Origin of the sequence: Limnohabitans sp., assembly GCF_031539175.1 — a bacterium.
Lineage (GTDB): Bacteria > Pseudomonadota > Gammaproteobacteria > Burkholderiales > Burkholderiaceae_C > Limnohabitans.
Map to the genome: position 1 here is coordinate 38,983 of NZ_JAVKLQ010000051.1, position 17,884 is coordinate 56,866.

General features: G+C 58.0%; 20 protein-coding genes. 6 read left to right on the forward strand and 14 right to left on the reverse strand.

The genetic code is table 11. The features are described 5' to 3' along the window. Positions 1-12 precede the first annotated feature (12 nt). Positions 13-600 carry a peroxidase-related enzyme gene (locus RMS95_RS09010; RefSeq protein ID WP_310645451.1) on the forward strand — a complete coding sequence of 196 codons (588 nt, stop codon included), beginning with the start codon at positions 13-15 and terminating at the stop codon, positions 598-600. After that, positions 601-867: a YkgJ family cysteine cluster protein gene (locus RMS95_RS09015; protein ID WP_310645453.1), complete on the forward strand. Its 267-nt coding sequence runs from the start codon at positions 601-603 to the stop codon at positions 865-867. 4 nt (positions 868-871) lie between these two features. Here RMS95_RS09015 and RMS95_RS09020 read toward each other — a convergent pair whose 3' ends face one another. Together RMS95_RS09020 and RMS95_RS09025 are read right to left on the reverse strand one after the other, a co-directional pair. After that, positions 872-1,294: an acyl-CoA thioesterase gene (locus tag RMS95_RS09020; RefSeq protein ID WP_310645454.1), complete on the reverse strand. Its 423-nt coding sequence runs from the start codon at positions 1,292-1,294 to the stop codon at positions 872-874. Next, a complete protein-coding gene (locus RMS95_RS09025; protein ID WP_310645456.1) occupies positions 1,291-2,070 on the reverse strand; it encodes an SDR family oxidoreductase in 780 nt (259 codons plus the stop codon). The genes RMS95_RS09020 and RMS95_RS09025 overlap by 4 nt, the downstream gene beginning before the upstream one ends. 102 nt (positions 2,071-2,172) lie before the next feature. Here RMS95_RS09025 and RMS95_RS09030 point away from each other — a divergent pair, with 102 nt between their 5' ends. Both RMS95_RS09030 and gcvH read left to right on the forward strand, forming a co-directional pair. Then, positions 2,173-3,858: an electron transfer flavoprotein-ubiquinone oxidoreductase gene (locus RMS95_RS09030; RefSeq protein WP_310645458.1), complete on the forward strand. Its 1,686-nt coding sequence runs from the start codon at positions 2,173-2,175 to the stop codon at positions 3,856-3,858. Positions 3,859-3,863: 5 nt separating this feature from the next. Then, positions 3,864-4,226: a glycine cleavage system protein GcvH gene (gcvH, locus tag RMS95_RS09035; RefSeq protein ID WP_310645460.1), complete on the forward strand. Its 363-nt coding sequence runs from the start codon at positions 3,864-3,866 to the stop codon at positions 4,224-4,226. An 82-nt stretch (positions 4,227-4,308) separates the two neighbouring features. Here the strand turns inward: gcvH and RMS95_RS09040 are convergent, their stop codons facing one another. Further along, positions 4,309-4,743: an SRPBCC domain-containing protein gene (locus tag RMS95_RS09040; protein WP_310645462.1), complete on the reverse strand. Its 435-nt coding sequence runs from the start codon at positions 4,741-4,743 to the stop codon at positions 4,309-4,311. A 35-nt stretch (positions 4,744-4,778) separates the two neighbouring features. Further along, on the reverse strand, positions 4,779-5,969 hold the full coding sequence (locus RMS95_RS09045) for a PLP-dependent aminotransferase family protein (protein WP_310645464.1): 1,191 nt from the start codon (positions 5,967-5,969) through the stop codon (positions 4,779-4,781). 31 nt (positions 5,970-6,000) lie between these two features. Here RMS95_RS09045 and nth point away from each other — a divergent pair, with 31 nt between their 5' ends. Next, the gene (gene nth / locus RMS95_RS09050; RefSeq protein ID WP_310645465.1) at positions 6,001-6,639 is read left to right on the forward strand and encodes an endonuclease III; all 639 of its coding nucleotides are present in this window, start codon (positions 6,001-6,003) and stop codon (positions 6,637-6,639) included. Here the strand turns inward: nth and RMS95_RS09055 are convergent, their stop codons facing one another. From RMS95_RS09055 to RMS95_RS09100, 10 genes are all read right to left on the reverse strand, one after another. Next, complete coding sequence (locus RMS95_RS09055) at positions 6,640-7,173, reverse strand: VOC family protein (RefSeq protein ID WP_310645467.1); 534 nt, start codon at positions 7,171-7,173, stop codon at positions 6,640-6,642. It abuts the gene before it with no gap. Positions 7,174-7,186: 13 nt separating this feature from the next. Continuing rightward, positions 7,187-7,432 carry a DUF2783 domain-containing protein gene (locus tag RMS95_RS09060; protein WP_310645469.1) on the reverse strand — a complete coding sequence of 82 codons (246 nt, stop codon included), beginning with the start codon at positions 7,430-7,432 and terminating at the stop codon, positions 7,187-7,189. 16 nt (positions 7,433-7,448) lie between these two features. Beyond that, positions 7,449-9,110, reverse strand: coding sequence for an FAD-dependent oxidoreductase (locus tag RMS95_RS09065; RefSeq protein WP_310645471.1), 1,662 nt, complete (start codon positions 9,108-9,110; stop codon positions 7,449-7,451). A 158-nt stretch (positions 9,111-9,268) separates the two neighbouring features. After that, a complete protein-coding gene (locus RMS95_RS09070) occupies positions 9,269-10,258 on the reverse strand; it encodes a tripartite tricarboxylate transporter substrate binding protein BugD (RefSeq protein ID WP_310645472.1) in 990 nt (329 codons plus the stop codon). 82 nt (positions 10,259-10,340) lie between these two features. Continuing rightward, positions 10,341-11,180 carry a CoA ester lyase gene (locus tag RMS95_RS09075; protein ID WP_310645474.1) on the reverse strand — a complete coding sequence of 280 codons (840 nt, stop codon included), beginning with the start codon at positions 11,178-11,180 and terminating at the stop codon, positions 10,341-10,343. Between the two features lie 8 nt (positions 11,181-11,188). Next, on the reverse strand, positions 11,189-12,574 hold the full coding sequence (locus RMS95_RS09080) for an MmgE/PrpD family protein (RefSeq protein ID WP_310645476.1): 1,386 nt from the start codon (positions 12,572-12,574) through the stop codon (positions 11,189-11,191). Continuing rightward, the gene (locus tag RMS95_RS09085) at positions 12,571-13,728 is read right to left on the reverse strand and encodes a CaiB/BaiF CoA-transferase family protein (protein ID WP_310645478.1); all 1,158 of its coding nucleotides are present in this window, start codon (positions 13,726-13,728) and stop codon (positions 12,571-12,573) included. Before RMS95_RS09085 ends, RMS95_RS09080 begins: the two co-directional genes overlap by 4 nt. A gap of 9 nt (positions 13,729-13,737) precedes the next feature. After that, positions 13,738-14,898 carry an acyl-CoA dehydrogenase family protein gene (locus RMS95_RS09090; protein ID WP_310645480.1) on the reverse strand — a complete coding sequence of 387 codons (1,161 nt, stop codon included), beginning with the start codon at positions 14,896-14,898 and terminating at the stop codon, positions 13,738-13,740. A 26-nt stretch (positions 14,899-14,924) separates the two neighbouring features. Then, positions 14,925-15,824, reverse strand: a complete 900-nt coding sequence (locus RMS95_RS09095) for a MaoC family dehydratase N-terminal domain-containing protein (protein ID WP_310645482.1) — start codon at positions 15,822-15,824, stop codon at positions 14,925-14,927. Positions 15,825-15,827: 3 nt separating this feature from the next. Continuing rightward, on the reverse strand, positions 15,828-16,829 hold the full coding sequence (locus RMS95_RS09100) for a Bug family tripartite tricarboxylate transporter substrate binding protein (protein ID WP_405023377.1): 1,002 nt from the start codon (positions 16,827-16,829) through the stop codon (positions 15,828-15,830). A gap of 116 nt (positions 16,830-16,945) precedes the next feature. Here RMS95_RS09100 and RMS95_RS09105 point away from each other — a divergent pair, with 116 nt between their 5' ends. Beyond that, positions 16,946-17,881, forward strand: coding sequence for a LysR family transcriptional regulator (locus RMS95_RS09105; RefSeq protein WP_310645484.1), 936 nt, complete (start codon positions 16,946-16,948; stop codon positions 17,879-17,881). The last annotated feature ends 3 nt before the right edge of the window (positions 17,882-17,884 follow it).

Sequence of the window (17,884 nt, forward strand, 5' to 3'; positions counted from 1 at the left end):
CATGGAGACCCAATGACCAACCGCTACCCTCACCCCGAACTCACCGACTTACCCGAAGACATCCGCACCAAAGTGCTGGAAGTGCAAGACAAAGCGGGCTTTGTGCCCAACGTCTTTTTGGCCTTCGCACGACGCCCAGCCGAATGGCGCGCCTTCTTTGCCTACCACGATGCTTTGATGGTGCCCGAGTCCGTGGGGCGTGAGAGTGGCCTCACCAAAGGCGACCGCGAGATGATCGTCACCACCACCAGTGCGGCCAACAACTGCCTGTATTGCGTGGTGGCTCACGGTGCGATTTTGCGCATTTATGAGAAAAAGCCGTTGGTGGCCGATCAAGTGGCAGTGAACTACCGCAAAGCCGACATCAGTCCACGCCAGCGCGCTATGCTCGATTTCGCGATGAAGGTTTGTCAGCATTCCGACCACATTGAAGACGCTGACTTTGCAGCCTTGCACGCGCACGGGTTCAACGACGAAGACGCGTGGGACATTGCCGCCATCACCGCCTTCTTTGGTTTGAGCAACCGCATGGCCAGCTTCAGCGGCATGATGCCGAATCCCGAGTTTTATACGATGGGCCGCGTGCCCAAACAAAAGTAAATGCAGTGCCGCAGCGGTTGCGGCGCGTGTTGCATTGCACCGTCCATCACCAGCCCCTTGCCCGGTATGCCCAACGGCAAACCAGCGGGTGTGCCTTGCGCGCAACTGATGGCCGACATGCGCTGCGCCGTGTTTGGCAAGCCTGAGCGGCCTGCGTTTTGTGACGGATTACAACCCCAGCCGGAGATGTGCGGGTCAGACCGTCAAGCCGCCCTGCTTTGGTTGACCGCCTTGGATGCAGCCACCGCACCACAGGCGCATGCATGATCGCTCAAGGGGTCACGATGGTGCGAACCCAATCGGGTAGTTCAATCGCTTTTTGATTCGGAAAGTCCACCCAAATGGTGGTGGCACCGCCTGCGGCATAAATCACGCCCGGTTTCCCCACCAACTCCATCGTGCCCCATGTCTCAAAAGTGGTGCGCCCAGGGTCGCTGGTGTACATCTTCATCAGCACATCACCGGGGTACTCCAGCTGTTTGTAGAAATTACAAAACGCATTCACGATCACAGGGCCATGCCCATCAGGCTGCGGCTCGGCGCCGATGGAGCGCATCCAGTCGATGCGAATGGTTTCAAGATACCGAAAGTACGTGGTGTTGTTGACGTGCCCCATCGCGTCCATGTCGCCCCAGCGAATGGGCACCACCAGTTCAAACACCAGTTTTTTGTGCTCGGGAATGTCGTATTTCATAGGGCAAAGCCATCGTCAGCCGCGATGATGGCGCCGTTGACAAAACCGCTCTCGCTGCTGGCCAGCATGACCAGCAAAGCATCTAAATCTTTGGGTTCGCCCACGCGTTTACGCGGCAACATGTTGACCAACTTCTGCCCCTGCTCGGTGCCCCAGTGGTGGTGGTTGATTTCGGTGTCGATGTAGCCCGGGCAAATCGCGTTCACATTGACGCCAAAACGCCCCCACTCCATCGCGAACACCTTGGTCATTTGCACCACCGCCGCTTTGCTCATGCAATACACGCCGATTTGCGGCAGCACTTTCAAGCCCGCCACCGAAGCGATGTTGATGATGCGACCACTGAATGTGCCGGGCGCTGCGCCCTTGGCGCGAGCCAGCATGCGCTTGCCGACCTCTTGCGCCACAAAGAACGAGCCTTTCACGTTCGTGTCAAACGTGAAATCAAAGTCAGCCTCGCTCACGTCTTGCACGCGCTGTGTGGTGCTCACACCTGAGTTGTTCACCAAAATATCAATGGGGCCCGCTTGCTGCTCGGCCTGCGCCACCGCCGCTTGAATGCTGCTGAGCACGGTGACATCCATCGCCACCACATGCGCCGTGCCGCCTTGGGCTTGCAATTCGGCACGGAGAGCTTCTAACTTTTCGACGCGACGGCTGGCCAACACCACCGTGGCGCCCGAGCGGGACAGCGTGCGTGCAAACTGCGCCCCCAAGCCACTGGATGCGCCCGTGACCAATGCCACGCGACCCGATAAATCGATGCTGTAAGCCATGTCTGTCTCCTCTTTGTCTAGGTGATTTTCATTATGACAAGGGCATCTAAGGCAGGCCCTAAAATCTGTCTCACCTCTGACAACAGACTGAGACAAGACTTTATGACACAAGAAGACATCCTCGCCCAGTTCGGCCCCCGTGAAGCCATGGAATACGACGTGGTCGTCATCGGCGGCGGCCCCGGTGGTTTGGCCACAGCCATTCGCATCAAACAACTCGCCGCCGAAAAGGGCAACGACGTTTCCGTGGTCGTGTTGGAAAAAGGCTCCGAACCCGGCGCGCACATCTTGTCGGGCGCGGTGATGGACCCCAAGGCCATGACCGAGCTCATCCCCAACTGGAAAGAACTCGGCTGCCCGCTGAACCAAGAAGTCACGGGCGACGATGTGTTGTTCCTCAGCGAAACAGGCTCCAAGCGCACGCCCGATTGGCTGCTGCCCCGCAACTTCCACAACGATGGCTGCTACGTGGTGTCACTCAGCAACGTGGTGAAGTGGATGGCAGCACATGCCGAATCCATCGGCGTGGAAATCTTCCCAGGCTTCACAGCGGCTGAAGTGCTGTACAACGACGATGGCAGTGTCAAAGGCGTGGCCACCGGCAACCTCGGTATCGGCAAAGAAGGTGAGCCCACCGACAACTTCCAGCTCGGCATGGAACTGCATGCCAAGTACACCATCTTCGCCGAAGGCGCACGTGGCCACTTGGGCAAACAAGTCATTGCCAAATACCACTTGGCTGAGGGTCGAGACCCACAAAGCTATGCCATCGGCATCAAAGAGCTGTGGGAAGTGGATCCCTCCAAAGCCAAGCCCGGCTTGGTGGTGCACACCTCTGGCTGGCCCATGCAAGACGACGCGTTTGGCGGCGGCTTTTTGTACCACCTCGAAGACAACAAAGTCACCCTCGGTTTTGTGCTCGGCCTCGACTACAAAAACCCTTGGCTTAGCCCCTTTGAAGAAATGCAACGCTGGAAAACACACCCCGCCATCGCAGCCCACCTCGAGGGCGCCAAGCGTATTGGCTACGGTGCACGCGCCATCAACAACGGCACGCCACAAGCCTTGCCCAAGACCGTGTTCCCAGGCGGTGCACTGATTGGTTGCGATGCCGGCTACTTAAACGCCGCCCGTATCAAAGGCAGCCACGCCGCCATCAAAAGCGGCATGCTGGCCGCTGATGCCGCTTATGAAGCCGTGTCTGCAGGCCGGGCCAACGATGAGCTGAGCGCCTACCCTGCAGCGTTTGAGAAGAGCTGGCTCAGCAAAGAACTCAACCAATACCGCAACTTCAAGCTGTGGTTCAAAAAAGGCATGTTGGTTGGCACCGTGATGACCGGCATCGAACAATGGCTGTTGCCAAAGCTTGGCATCGACACGCCACCTTGGACCCTGCACGGCAACAAGCCCGACCATGTGAGCTTGGAGCCTGCGGCACAGCACGCCCAAATCAACTACCCCAAGCCCGACGGCAAACTCACATTTGACCGCTTGAGCAGCGTGTTCATCAGCAACACCAACCACGAAGAAAACCAACCCGCGCACTTGACGCTCAAAGATGCATCAGTGCCCGTCAACATCAACCTCGCCACCTACGCCGGCCCAGAAAGCCGCTATTGCCCCGCCGGTGTGTATGAGTACGTGAAGAACGACGACAACACCGACCGCTTGCAAATCAACGCGCAAAACTGCGTGCATTGCAAGACCTGCGACATCAAAGACCCCACACAAAACATCGTGTGGGTCACGCCTGAAGGCGGTGGCGGCCCTAACTACAGCGGCATGTAAAGACTATGAACAAATATCACGCAGAACACACCTGGGTGCGCCTAGAAGGCGACACCGCGTTGGTGGGCATCACCCAACACGCACAAGACACGCTGGGCGACATCGTGTTTGTTGACTTCGCAGAAGTCGGCAAAACATTTGCACAAGGCACCGTGGCCGGTGTGGTCGAGTCGGTCAAAGCCGCCGCTGACGTGCACATGCCCGCGAGCGTAGAAATCCTCGAACAAAACGAAGCCTTGCGAGCTGACCCTTCCTTGGCCAACAGCGACCCTGAAGGTGCGGGTTGGTTTTACCGAGTCAAGCTCAGCAATGCGGCTGAGTTGGAGGGGTTGATGGATGCTTCGGCTTATCAGGCGGTCACGGGCTAATACCGCCATGTCTCCATGCAAAAAGGCTGCTCGTTGAGCAGCCTTTTTCTTTGTTTGGACTTGATGCTTGACGCACCAGAATTTATGCACTCAACCCAAGTAGCTGTGTCAGTCGATCTAGGTTCTGTTCGTTGGCTGGCTCAACCATCGCTTTGACAGCTTGCGCCACATGCTTGTCATCAAACGCTTGTCGCCACAGCACATGCGTGCCGCCAACCACTTCGCGGAGTTGCACCGTCAATGTGAAAAATGGCTCGCAGTCGTGGCGAATCGCGATCAGTGACGCAGGCACAAGCTCAGTAAAAACACTTTGATTGGGATAACGCGCCCCATCAGGCCCCACCATGACAAATTTCCAGCGGCCACCGACCTGAAAGTCGAAACTTTCAAACTCGTTGGTAAATCCTTCAGGCCCCCACCAAGTCGCCAACAGCTCTGCCGAAGAAAACGCGTTGTAAACCACTTGCGGCGAGAACGGCAGCGTTCTCTCTGTGCGAAAAATTTGGTCGTGATCCATCTGATTGCCTCAGTCGCTTCGGGGTATCACCAGCGTTACAACGCCTGCCCCAATCGGGCAATACCCTCTTTGATTTTCTCCACATCCGCCGTGGCAAAGCTCAAACGAATCGCGGATGCATCGGGGTCGTTCGCAAAAAACGGTGCGCCCGGTACAAAGGCCACGCCTTTTTCAATGGCACGCTTGGCGAGTTCAGCGCCGTCTTTCACCCTGCCGCCTGCGCCTGTGAGGTTGGCCCAGAAGAACAAACCGCCTTGCGGCTGGGTGAACGTGAGTGCATCTCCCAATTCGCGCTTCAAGGCGTCGCCCATGGCCTGCGCACGCTCGGCGTAGACGCTGCGCACATGCGCCAAAGTGGCGGGCATGCGGCCCGCTTTGAGGTAGTGCGCGGCGGTGGCTTGCGCGAAGGTGGAGGTGTGTGCGTCGCTGAACTGCTTGCACATGGTGGCGCGGGCCAAGAGTTCGGGCGGTGCAATCATCCAGCCCACGCGCAGGCCGGGCGACAACACTTTGCTGAGTGAGCCGCAGTGGATCAACCACTCACGGCTGCCCGGCACTTGGTCGCTCAACGCCAACAACGAAGGTGGCGGTGCATCGCCAAAGTACAGGTCGCCATAGGGGTCGTCTTCCACCACCACGGTTTTGTATTTCACCGCGAGTTCGAGCACACGCAAGCGGCGCTCAAGGCTGAGTGTGGCGCCGCTGGGGTTACCAAAGGTGGGAATGAGGTACACCAGCTTGGGTTTGTGTTGCACCATCATTTCTTCCAGCTTGTCCACTTGCACGCCCTGGGCGTCGATGGGTACGCCCACCACTTGTGGGCCATACAAACGGAAGCACTGGATGGTGGCCAAGAACGTGGGGCCTTCGACCAAGGCCACGTCGTTGGGGTTGAGCAAGGTTTTGGCAATCAGGTCCAACGCTTGCTGGCTGCCGGTGGTGACGATGAGGCCGTTGGCGTCTAAGGCCTTCACGCCTTTGCTGGCCATGAAAGCAGCAAGTTGTTCGCGCAGCGGGTTATAGCCCTCGGTCGCGCCGTATTGCAGGGCGGCACCAGGCTCTTGGGTCAATGCGGCAACGCTTGCTTCGCGAATGCCTTGCACATCAAACATGGCGCTGTCGGGAAAGCCCCCGGCAAAGCTGATGATGCCGGGCTTGCCCAGCAGTTTGAACAGTTCACGAATGGCGGAGGTTTCAACGTTGTTGAGGCGGTCAGCGTACTGCATGGTTGAGGGCATGGTGGGGAATAATGGTCGGATGAAAACACAGCACATTGAGCCTTTTTTTGCGACGCTGAAAGCAGCCAATCCGCAGCCCAATACCGAGTTGGAATATACCAGCGTGTTCGAGTTATTGGCCGCTGTGCTGCTGAGTGCCCAAGCCACCGATGTGGGCGTGAACAAGGCCACGCGGAAGTTGTTTCCGGTGGCCAACACGCCACAGACAATTTTAGATTTGGGCCTCGACGGCCTTGAAAGCTATATCAAGACGATTGGTCTGTGCCACAGCAAAGCCAAACACTTGATGCAAACCTGCCAAATTTTGGTGACGCAGCACCAAGGGCAAGTGCCCCGCACACGCGAAGCGCTAGAGGCCCTGCCAGGCGTGGGCCGAAAAACCGCCAACGTGGTGCTGAATGTGGCCTTCGGTGAGCCCACCATGGCGGTAGACACGCACATTTTTCGCGTGGGCAACCGCACCGGTTTAGCCCCTGGCAAAACGCCGTTGGCGGTGGAAATGCAATTGATGAAACGCATTCCACCTCAGTACTTGGTGGACGCGCACCACTGGCTCATCTTGCACGGGCGTTATGTGTGCCAAGCGCGCAAGCCGCTGTGTTGGCAATGTGCAGTGTCTGAGTTCTGCAGCTTCAAATCCAAAACACCCAAGCCCTGATCAGTGAAATTCTTTTTCGTGCATCCAAGCCGCATGCTTGGGGGCTTGTTTGGTTTGGCTCCACTCTTCGAGCATGTCCCATTTGACGGCATCGAGTTTTTCGTACATTTCGGGCGTCCCCACATCACAGGCCAGCTCTAAGCGGTGGCCGTTGGGGTCGAAGAAGTAAATCGACTTGAAGATGGCGTGGTCAGTGATGCCCAACACCTCCACACCACCCGCTTGCAAGTGGGCCTTGGCCGCCTCCAGCGCGACCATGCTCTCCACCTTGAAAGCGATGTGCTGAACCCATTCGGGCGTGTTGGGGTCGCGCCCCATTTCGGGTGCGGTGGGCAATTCAAAAAATGCCAACACGTTGCCGTTGCCTGCATCTAAAAACACATGCATGTAGGGATCGGGCGCTTTGGTGCTGGGCACCAAGTCTTCGGCAATGGCGAGCACGAAGTTCATGTTCAGGTGCTTGACATACCACTCGACGGTTTCTTTGGCGTCTTTGCAGCGGTAAGCGACGTGGTGAATGCGGTCAATCTTCATGGCGAATCTCCAGTTACAACTTGGGTTCTTGGGTGACGTCGGCGCGTGCCAAGGCCAAGGCTTCGCGCAGCACCTGCATGTCACCGACATGGTTGGCCAACAGCAAGATGAGCTTGGCGTTCACCAAAGCGCTCTGAGCGTCACTCAGTTCGCGGTGGGTGTCGATCAAGGCTTGGTAAAAGTCATCGCCCGGCGTGAAATCGCGAAAGTAGCGTTTGCCTTGTTCGTTGAAATTCGGGGCTAAATTAAGGTGTGGCATGGTGTGTACCTTGTGCTCAAAGATTGCAAGTAGCCAGTGCCAACGCGGCTTGCAGCTGCGCTGGGTTGAAGTGGCGCCAGCGCGCGCACACATGTTGATCTGGGCGTAACAACCACACGCTACCAACCTGTGCGTCGTAGCGCTTGGCAAACAAGGCTTGCGTGTCCACATAAACAGGCTGCCCCTCAATGGCACCGGCATGGCGGCTGATCACGGCGGCATGAACAGGCACAGGCCCATCCGACAGGTCCATCAAGGCTTGACGTGTTGAAGCATCGAGTTGCCCGACTTCATCGACAAACACCAGGCACTGAAAGCTGTGCCCCATTTGGTCTAACAGCCAAGCGTCTTGGCCATTGATTTGAATGGGTGCGTCGTCCATGGGTGCGCCGGGCAGCATATTGCCCTCAAACACATCCGTATCGGGCGTGTTGAGCGCGGACTCAGTGATGAAACTCGGCACCGACAAACGCCCAGAGTTGACCAACTTACGCGCAAACGGGTGATGCCGTGCCAACGCCAAAGCCGCATCACGAAACACGCGACTGGTGGAGGTTTTAGGGGTCAGGAAATCGGTTGAACGGGTGGAGTTCAAAATGTTCTCGTCGGCTGCAAAACCGCGCTCGGTGTTGTACGTGTCGAGCAACGCTTGGGGCGCCAAGCCACGCAACACCAAGGCCAGCTTCCACATCAAGCCATCGGCGTCTTGAATGCCAGAGTTTGCGCCACGGGCGCCGAACGGCGACACCTGATGCGCCGAGTCGCCCACAAACAGCAAGCGCTTGTGGCGAAAGTCTTTCATGCGGCGGCATTGGAAGGTGTAGATGCTGACCCACTCCAACTCAAACGGGCGCTCGTCGCCCAACATGGCTTGCAAACGCGGCAGCACGCGCTCGGGCTTTTTCTCTTCTTCAGGATCGGCATCCCAGCCCAGCTGAAAGTCAATGCGCCACACGTTGTCGGCTTGCTTGTGCAGCAGCACGCTTTGTCCGGGGTGAAACGGCGGGTCAAACCAAAACCAACGTTCGGCCGGAAACTCGGCCTTCATCACCACATCGGCAATCAAGAAACGGTCTTTGAACACATGGCCTTCGATGTCCAAACCCAGCATGCGACGCACAGGGCTGCGCGCGCCGTCACCGACCACCAACCATTCGGCCTCAATCTCAAACTCACCGTCCGGTGACGACACACGCACGCACGCATGGTCGTCGTGCGAGGTGACGCCCGCCACTTGGCATTTCCAGCGAATGTCTACGCCCAGCTCTAAAGCGCGGTTGACCAAGGCTTCTTCCAAGTAGTACTGCTGCAGGTTGATCATGCCTGGGCGCTTGTGACCGGGGTCGGGCACCAAGTTGAATTGGTACACCTCTTCTTGCTGCTTGAAGGTGCGGCCAATGTTCCAACTCACCCCCTTCTCGCACAAGGGCTGGCCCACCCCCAAACGGTCCAAGATCTCCAAGGTGCGCTTGGCGTAACACACGGCACGCGAGCCCACCGACACCGAATCGTCTTCATCAAACAGCAAGACCTCTAAACCTTGCAAGCGTGCGTCAATCGCAGCCGCCAAGCCCACAGGGCCTGCCCCGATGACGATGAGGGGTCTGCGCTGCGGCGGCTGCGTCATCAAGTCGGTCGGTGCGACGTAGTTAAATTTTGGATAGGTGTAGGAACCCATGGCGCTTGTCTCCTATGTGGGCGGCGCATTTTTGATGTTTAAAAGTTTAACATTGGTAAATCAATTTCTCTAAACGAAACTTAATTCACCCATTTAAAAACATCACTTCCATGAAAAAAGGCCACACGCGGTGGCCCTTTTCGAGGAGAGATGAACGATCAGTCCGCGTAGATACCGGCCTTGCGAATCACGGGGCCCCACTTCTTGATTTCAGCCTCCAAATGGGTTTTCAAGCCCGCTGGGGTGACTTTGTCCATCGGCGGCACGTCTGAGCTCAAATCGGCCAAGCGTTGTTTGACCATCGGGTCTTGCAAAGCAGCGCGCAACGCCACGTTGATCTTGTCGATCACCGCAGCAGGTGTGTCTTTGGGTGCGTACATGCCGTGCCAGACCTTGACCTCGAAGCCCTTCAACCCTTGTTCGTCCAGTGTGGGCACGTTAGGCAATGCGCTCAAACGCTTGAGTGTGGTGACGCCATAGACCTTCACGCGCGCTTCTTTGATCAAAGGCACGGTTTGTGTCGTTTGGTCGCACAACAAATCGACTTGGCCGCCCAGCAAATCGTTCATCGCGGGACCGGTACCTTTGTAGGGGATGGTGTTGAGGTCGGTCTCCATGGCGGTCATGAACAGCAAACCACACAAATGAGACACGGCACCTAAACCTGCATTGGCCAACGACACCTTGTCTTTGTTGGCCTTGATGTAGGTTTGCAACTCCGCAAAGTTGTTGGCCGGAAAGTCTTTGCGTGCCAACATGGTCATGGGCACATCGACCACTTGACCGATGTATTCAAAGTCTTTCAACGGATCGAAGGTCAGCTTTTTGTAGAGCGCAGGCGCGGTGGCCATGCCCATGTGGTGAATGAAGATGGTGTAGCCGTTCGGTGCGGCACGCGCCACGCGCGAAGCCGCAATGGTGCCGCCAGCACCCACCGTGTTTTCAACCAACACGGTTTGCCCCAAAGACTTGCCCATAGGAATGGCAATCATGCGTGCCACGACGTCTGTTGGACCACCCGCGGCAAAAGGCACCACCAAGACGATGGGCTTGTCTGGGAATGCGGGAGCTTGGGCATTTGCCGCGCCAGTCACCACGCCACACGCCGCAGCGCATGCCAACAGCAAAGTTTTCAGTTGTCGTTTCATGCTTGTCTCCAATTATAAAAATTAGCTGTGCGCATCATCGTTGACGATGCGTATCACTGTGAATCCTTGATTACCCGCGCTCTCATGCCTGCGACAAGATTTGCCGAGCCAAACGCAACACGGGCGGGTCGACCATCTTGCCGTCCACGCTGAACGCGCCGCCTCCGGCAGCCACTTCCGCCGCCAACACGCGTTTGGCCCAGTCTTGTTGAGCGCCTGTGGGGGTGAACGCTTGGCGGACTGGGTTCAGTTGTGCAGGGTGAATGCACAACTTTGCAAAAAACCCAAAGCGTCTGCTGCGCGCAGCATCTGTTTGCACCAGCGTCATATCTTGTGTACTCGTGCTCACGCCATCAATCGGTGGCGACAAGCCTGCACCACGCGAAGCCAAGACCAGCTGAAAGCGCACAGGGCCCAGCTCGACCTCATCGGCCTCACACGCCATGCCCAAGTCGGCTTGCAAGTCCAAGTGCCCCAAAGCCAAGCGCAGAACCTGCGGGGCTTGCGCGATGGCATCGAGAGCGCGCACACCTTGGGCTGTTTCGATCAAAGGAATGAGTTGCATCTGTGCGGAGCCCGCATGCGCGACACGCTGGAGCTCAGCCACCGATTCGGCTTTGGGCACCATCACGGCAGTCAAACCTTCCAGCGTCGACAACCATGTCAAATCAGCCTCCGCCTCTGCGCCGTTGAGGGCATTGATGCGAATGAGCACACGCGCACGTTGCGAGACCGACCATGCGCCCCAAGCCACACGGATCGCTTCGCGCGCCACGGCTTTGTCGGTCAACGGCACCGCGTCTTCAAGGTCCAAAATGATGGCATCGGCGCCGCTGGTCAAAGCCTTGTCAAAGCGATCTGGGCGATGGCCCGGCACAAACAAAAACGTGCAAGCGCGGGCGAACGGATGAAGGTCAGACATCGTCACCGTCAAACCCGCGAAGGCAACACACGCTGCACGTGAGGCCACTGCATCACCTGCCAAAGCTGGGCCACAGCAGCGGTCATTTCTTCAGGCGTGGCGCCACTGCTGTGCGCCGCAAGACGCAAGGCTTTGGCCGTGATTTCGTCGCGGCTCAGGGTGTTGCCTGGGTCGCCCTTGGGCTCATCCACACGCCCTTGTAACACGCGACCGTCCGTCGTGTGCACGGTGACCTTGCCAATCCAGCGCTGCGGATAAGCGGTGTCCACCTCTGGGTCCAACTGCATCTCGACCTTGTCACGCAAGGCTTGGGTGATGTCGTCTTTGAAATGCTGGTCAAACTCGCTCAGGCCTGCATGCTCAAAGCGCGCCACCAAGGCCAGCACCGTGCCCATGCTGAACTTGCTTTGGTGGACAGTGCTGGGGTTGGTGACAGGGCCCAACACATCAATCGCCCCTTGGTGCACATGGGTGACGACGCGGTCCAAATCCGCAATTTTCAGCTGGTGGTCTTGCATCACTTTCAGCAAGGCATCGGCCGCGGGGTGTGTGTGACGGCATGAGGCGTGGTACTTGAACGATGTTTCGGCAGTGGCCCAACGTGTGCCTAAACCCTCGGTGAGTTTGCGCACATCGGCATCGCTGGACATGCCAGCAGCCATGCCTTGTGGACCTTCCAAAATTTGTGCCGCACCGGTGAAGTTGTCTTTGGCCAAATAAGCGGCCATCAAACCGGCACCTGCCGCATGGGCAGTGTGCAGTTGTTTGGAGTCTGCCGCAGTGCGCAAGAACTCCCACAAGCCTGCAGACTGTGTGCCTGCTGAGCCAAACGCGTGTTGCATCTGCGTGGCATTGAGACCCAACAAATGCCCCACCGCAGCCGCAGCCGCCAAGGTGCCCGCCGTACCCGTGGTGTGAAACACGCGGTAATGCGAGCGTCCTAAAAACTCACCCACGCGAATGCCCACCTCATAACCCGCCACGGCCGCGGTGATGAGCTGCGCACCGCTCGCACCCAAAGCTTGCGCCACGGCCAACACGGGCGAGAACACCACCGTGGCGGGGTGAAACACAGAGCCGTTGTGCACATCGTCTTGCTCTGCCACATGCGATGCAGCCGCATTGGCCATCGCAGCCCAATAGGGGCTCGTGGTGCTGCGGTTGGTCAACACCTCGCTGGGACCCGATGCGGGGCCCATGCTCAAGGCAAACTTGGTCAATGTCTCAACAGGACGCGAGCCATGCCCCGCGATGGCTGAGCCAAACCAATCAACCCACAGGTCTTCGGTTTTGCGCAGCACATGGTCGGGAATGTCCGCCGTCTTCAAGTTCGCAGCAAAGGCTGCAAGCGTGGCGGTGGCGCTGGTGGTCGTGCTGGAGGTAAATGCATTCATCGTTGAACTCCCAGTTCTTTCAAAATAGCATCGGTGTGCTCGCCCACTTTGGGAATGGCACCCATGCGGTAATCAAATGCGCTTTGCTTGCCGGGCGGCAACAAGGCCGGTAATTCGCCCGCAGGCGAATCGACCGAGGTCCAGCGCTCACGCGCTTTGAGCTGCGGATGGGCCCACAACTCAGCCATGGTGTTCATGCGGGCGTTGGCGATTTGTGCCACATCCAAACGTTCAATCACTTGTGCAGCGGTCAACGCGGCAAAGGTGTCGAGGATGATTTTTTGTAAATCGTTGCGGTTGGCGTTGCGTCGGGCATTGCTGTCAAAGCGTGCGTCTGAGGCCAGTGCGGGCTGTTGCAGCACGTGCTGGCAAAACTGCACCCACTCACGTTCGTTTTGCAAACCCAACATCACTGTGCCGCCATCGCCTGCGGCGAAGGGGCCATACGGATAAATGGTGGCATGTGCAGCGGCGCTGCGTGGCGGTGGCGAGGCGTTGTCCATCGCGTAATACATGGGGTAACCCATCCACTCGCCCAAGGCTTCGAGCATGGAGACATCAATGTGCGAGCCCTCGCCTGTCTTGTCGCGCTGAATCAGCGCCGACAAGATGTTGGTGTAGGCATACATGCCCGCGGCGATGTCGGCAATGGAGTTACCGCTCTTGCTGGGGTGATCGGGCGTGCCAGTGATGCTCAAGAAACCCGCTTCACTTTGGATGAGCAAGTCGTAGGCTTTTTTATCGCGGTACGGACCGTCGTTGCCGTAGCCGGAAATGTCGCAGACGATGAGGCGCGGGTTCTCAGCCCGCAAAGTGGCCGCGTCGAGGCCCATACGTCCGGTGGCACCGGGTGCAAGGTTTTGTACCAACACATCGGCCTTGGCAATGAGCTGTTTGAGCACGGCCAAATCTTGCGGGTCTTTCAGGTCCAGCGCCAAACTTTCTTTGGAGCGATTGACCCACACAAAGTGCGAGGACTGGCCTTTGGCGCGTTGGTCGTAGGCGCGGGCAAAGTCACCGGCGCCGGGGCGTTCCACCTTGATCACGCGCGCGCCCAAATCGGCCAACTGGCGCGTGCAAAACGGCGCGGCAATCGCGTGCTCTAAAGACACCACCGTGATGTGGTCGAGGGGGCGTACGGGTTGTGTGCTCATCGTGGCCCCTCAGAATGAACGTGGCAAGCCCAGCAAGTGCTCGGCAACGTAAGAGAAGATCATGTTGGTTGACACCGGCGCCACTTGGTACAAGCGGGTCTCGCGGAACTTGCGCTCAATGTCGTACTCGCAGGCAAAGCCGAAACCGCCATGCGTTTGCAAACAGACGTTGGCCGCTTCCCAGCTCGCCTTGGCTGCGAGGTACTTGGCCATGTTGGCTTCGGCACCGGCGTTTTGCATGGCGTCGATTTTTTCGCAGGCCTTCCAGCGCATCAAGTTGGCTGCTTCGAGTTCGATGAAGGCATCAGCAATGGGGAACTGTACGCCTTGGTTTTGACCAATGGGGCGGCCAAACACCACGCGCTCGTTGGCGTATTTGCTGGCGCGGTCGATGAACCAGTAGCCGTCGCCAATGCACTCTGCGGCAATCAAGGTGCGCTCAGCGTTCAGCCCGTCCAGCAAGGTCTTGAAGCCTTTGCCCTCTTCACCCAGCAGCGCGTCTTCGGGGATTTCGAGGTTGTCAAAAAACAGCTCATTGGTTTCGTGGTTGACCATGTTCAGGATCGGGCGCACGGTCAGCCCGTTGCCAATCGCAGTCTTCAGATCAATCAGGAAGCAAGACAAGCCCTCGGAGCGTTTCGTCACCTGATCCAACGGCGTGGTGCGCGCCAGCAAGATCATCAGGTCGCTGTGCTGGATGCGCGAGATCCAAACCTTCTGGCCATTGATGACCCAACGGCCATCTTTCTTGACCGCCGTGGTTTTGAGCTTGGTGGTGTCGCTGCCGGTGGTGGGTTCGGTCACGCCCATGGACTGGATCCGCAACTCGCCCGTGGCGATCTTGGGTAGGAACTTGTCTTTTTGCGCTTGCGAGCCACTGCGCACGATGGCGTTCATCACATACATCTGGCCGTGGCAGGCGCCGGAGTTGCCGCCCGAGCGGTTGATCTCTTCCATGATGACCGAGGCCTCGGCCATGCTCAGGCCAGAGCCGCCATATTCCTGCGGAATCAGCGCGGCCATCCAGCCAGCCTTGGTGAGTGCGTCGACGAACGCTTCGGGGTAGCCCCGCGCTTCGTCAACCTTGCGGTGGTATTCGTCGGGGAACTGGGCGCAAAGGTCGCGCACAGCGTCGCGGATGTCTTGGTATTGGTCGGGGGTGTGCAACATGAAAGTCTTCTTTTTAATTCAATGGTTCAGCCGAGCTCGGCGGTGGCTTGCATGGTCAGCCAGCCTTCGTGGTCTTGCGCCCAAAGACGCACATGTTTGCCATCGGCTTGTGGTTGACCGTTGACACGCAAGATGCGTTGATCGCCGCACTCAAACGTGGGACGCAGCGCTTTGAATTCAAAGCGTTGGATGGGGCGGTCGGTATGACGACGCACAAGGTCCACCAACAAAGTGGCAATCAACGGACCATGCACGATGAGGCCTGGGTAGCCCTCGACCTCCGTGACGTATTTGCGGTCGTAATGAATGCGGTGGCCGTTGAAGGTGAGCGCGGAATAGCGGAACAGCAACACATCATCGGGGGCGATGTCGCGTTGCCATAGATCCCCCACAGGCTCGCCCTGCGCCAGCAAACTGGCGGCAGCCACAGGCGCTGGCACAGGGTTACCAGGCTGCGCTGCGGGGCGGTACACGATGTCGTGTTCTTCGGTCAAACACAAGCCTTGTGCGTTATGCACCTCATGCTTGACGAGCACAAACAACAAATCGCCCGTGCGCCCCGATTTGTGCGTGACAGATTGGATGGTGGAGACGCGCTTGACCACATCACCCACGCGCAGAGGCGCATGCCACTGCAAACGCCCGCCCGCCCACATGCGACGCGGCAGCGGCACAGGCGGCAAAAAACCACCGCGCTTGGCATGACCATCAGGGCCGATCTCGCTTTGACGGTGATGGGGCAAAAAGAACAGCCAATGCCACAACGCAGGCAAGGCGGTGCCTGCGACGGGTAAAGGGTCCTCACGATCAAGCGTGGCACTCAAGGCGCGCAAGGGTGCGGGCGTGATGAGGTCTTCTAGGGTTTCGCTGCGACCTTGCCAAGTTTGCAAGTGAGCGAGGGTTTGGGGGTCGAGGTGGGTGGTCATAGGTCAATCAATCGAAGCGCCTGATTTTTTAACGATCTGCGCCCAGCGCGCAATGTCGTCATTCAACAGCGTGGCAAATTGCTCAGGGGTCGTGGGCGCCGCCATTTCAACGCCTTGCAGCTCCAGCTTCTCGCGCAGGTCTTTGGCCGCCAAGGTCTTGGTCATGGCGTCTTGCAGTTTGGCCTGCACCTCGGCAGGAACACCTGCGGGGGCGAAGAGGCCAATCCACAAAGTGCCTGTGTAACCAGGGACCACTTCAGACAGGGCCGGCACATCGGGCAACGCTGGCGAACGTTTGGGGCTGCTGACCGCCAAAGGTTTGAGCTTGCCCGCTTTGATGTGTGCCAACGAGGACGGCAAACTGGCAAACACGAGAGGCAATTGACCGCCCAGCACGTCGTTGAGCGCAGGCGCCACGCCTTTGTAGGGCACATGCTGTAAGTCGATACCGGCCATGCTGTTGAGCATCTCGCCCAACAAGTGGTTCAAGGTGCCGTTACCCGCCGAGGCGTATTGGTACTGGCCAGGTTTGGCTTTGGCCATGGCGATGAGATCTTTCATCGACTTGGCGGAAAAGTCTGCATTGGCCAACAACACATTGGGCACGGCGCCAATCAAGGCGATGGGTTTGAAATCTTTGACGGGGTCAAAGCCCGGGTTTTTGTAGAGGGCGGGGTTGATCGCTTGGCTGCTGCTGATGGTCATCAACAAGGTGTAGCCGTCTTTGGCCGACTTGGCCGCGAACTGCGTGCCGATGTTGCCACCTGCACCAGGACGGTTTTCGACCGCCACGGGCGAACCCAGCACCTCAGAAAGCTTTTGACTCACCACACGGCCCACGATGTCATTGGTGCCGCCTGCCGTTTGGGGCACGATCATCAAAATAGGACGACTGGGGTAGGCCGACTGCGCCATGACACTGCCTGCCGCAACGCACACACAAGCACCGCACAACGCACGCAAAACCATGCGACGTGACCTCAATAAAGGCTTGATCATCCACATCTCCAAAATAAGTGTGCGGATGTTCGGTGGTTTGGTGCGCAAGCGCAATCGGTCATTTCCAGACCCAGCCTTTTGTTTTTCCGAAGGCTTGGATTCAACCGCATTAACATTACGCCATGCATTTCGACCTGAATGACCTCCGGCTTTTTGTGTGGGCCGCCGATGAAGGTAGCCTGACCAAGGCGACTGCCAAACAACACCTGTCACTGGCCGCGGCGAGTGCGCGTATCAAAGCACTCGAAGCCCAAACCGACTTACCGCTTTTGTACCGAGAAGCACGTGGCGTACGCCTGTCACCACCGGGACAAGCATTCTTGCACCACGCCCGTTTGATGCTCCGTCAGGTTGACCAAATGCGGGGCGATTTACAAGAATACGGCGGCGGCTTACGCGGTCATTTGCGGGTGTTTGCTAACACCACCGCCGTGACCGATTTTTTGCCAGAAATCTTGCCCGAGTTTTTGGCAGACAACCCGAAGGTGAACATCGACCTTCAAGAAAAACCGAACGCTGACATTGCACGCGGCGTGCAAGATGGACGAGCTGACATTGGCATCGTAGCGGGTCAAGTTGACACCTTGGGCCTCCAAAGCCTGCACTTCAGCACTGACCGCTTGGTGCTGGCCACCGCCAAAAACCACCCTCTGGCTCAACGTCAAAAAGTCGCGTTTGTGGACACACTCGACGAAGATGCCGTGGGCATGCACCATGGCAGCACCTTGCAAACCTTCTTGGGCCAAGTGACCGAACGTTTGGGCAAACCCCTGAAGCTGCGCATTCAACTCTCCAGTTTTGATGCCATGTGCCGCATGATTGGCGCCGGCGTGGGAGTGGGCATCGTTCCTGAGTCTGCCGCCAGACGCAACCAAGACGCCATGAACTTGGCTTTGGTCGAGCTCAGCGACGCATGGAGCGTGCGTGAGCGCTACATCTTGACGCGTGACCAAGCCGCCCTTCCCGCCTATGCCCAATCGTTGATCGCGCTCCTGTGCGCGCACTACGCCCCCCTAAAAACGCCCATGAACAAGGCAACAAACGCGTCAACAAACTGAAGC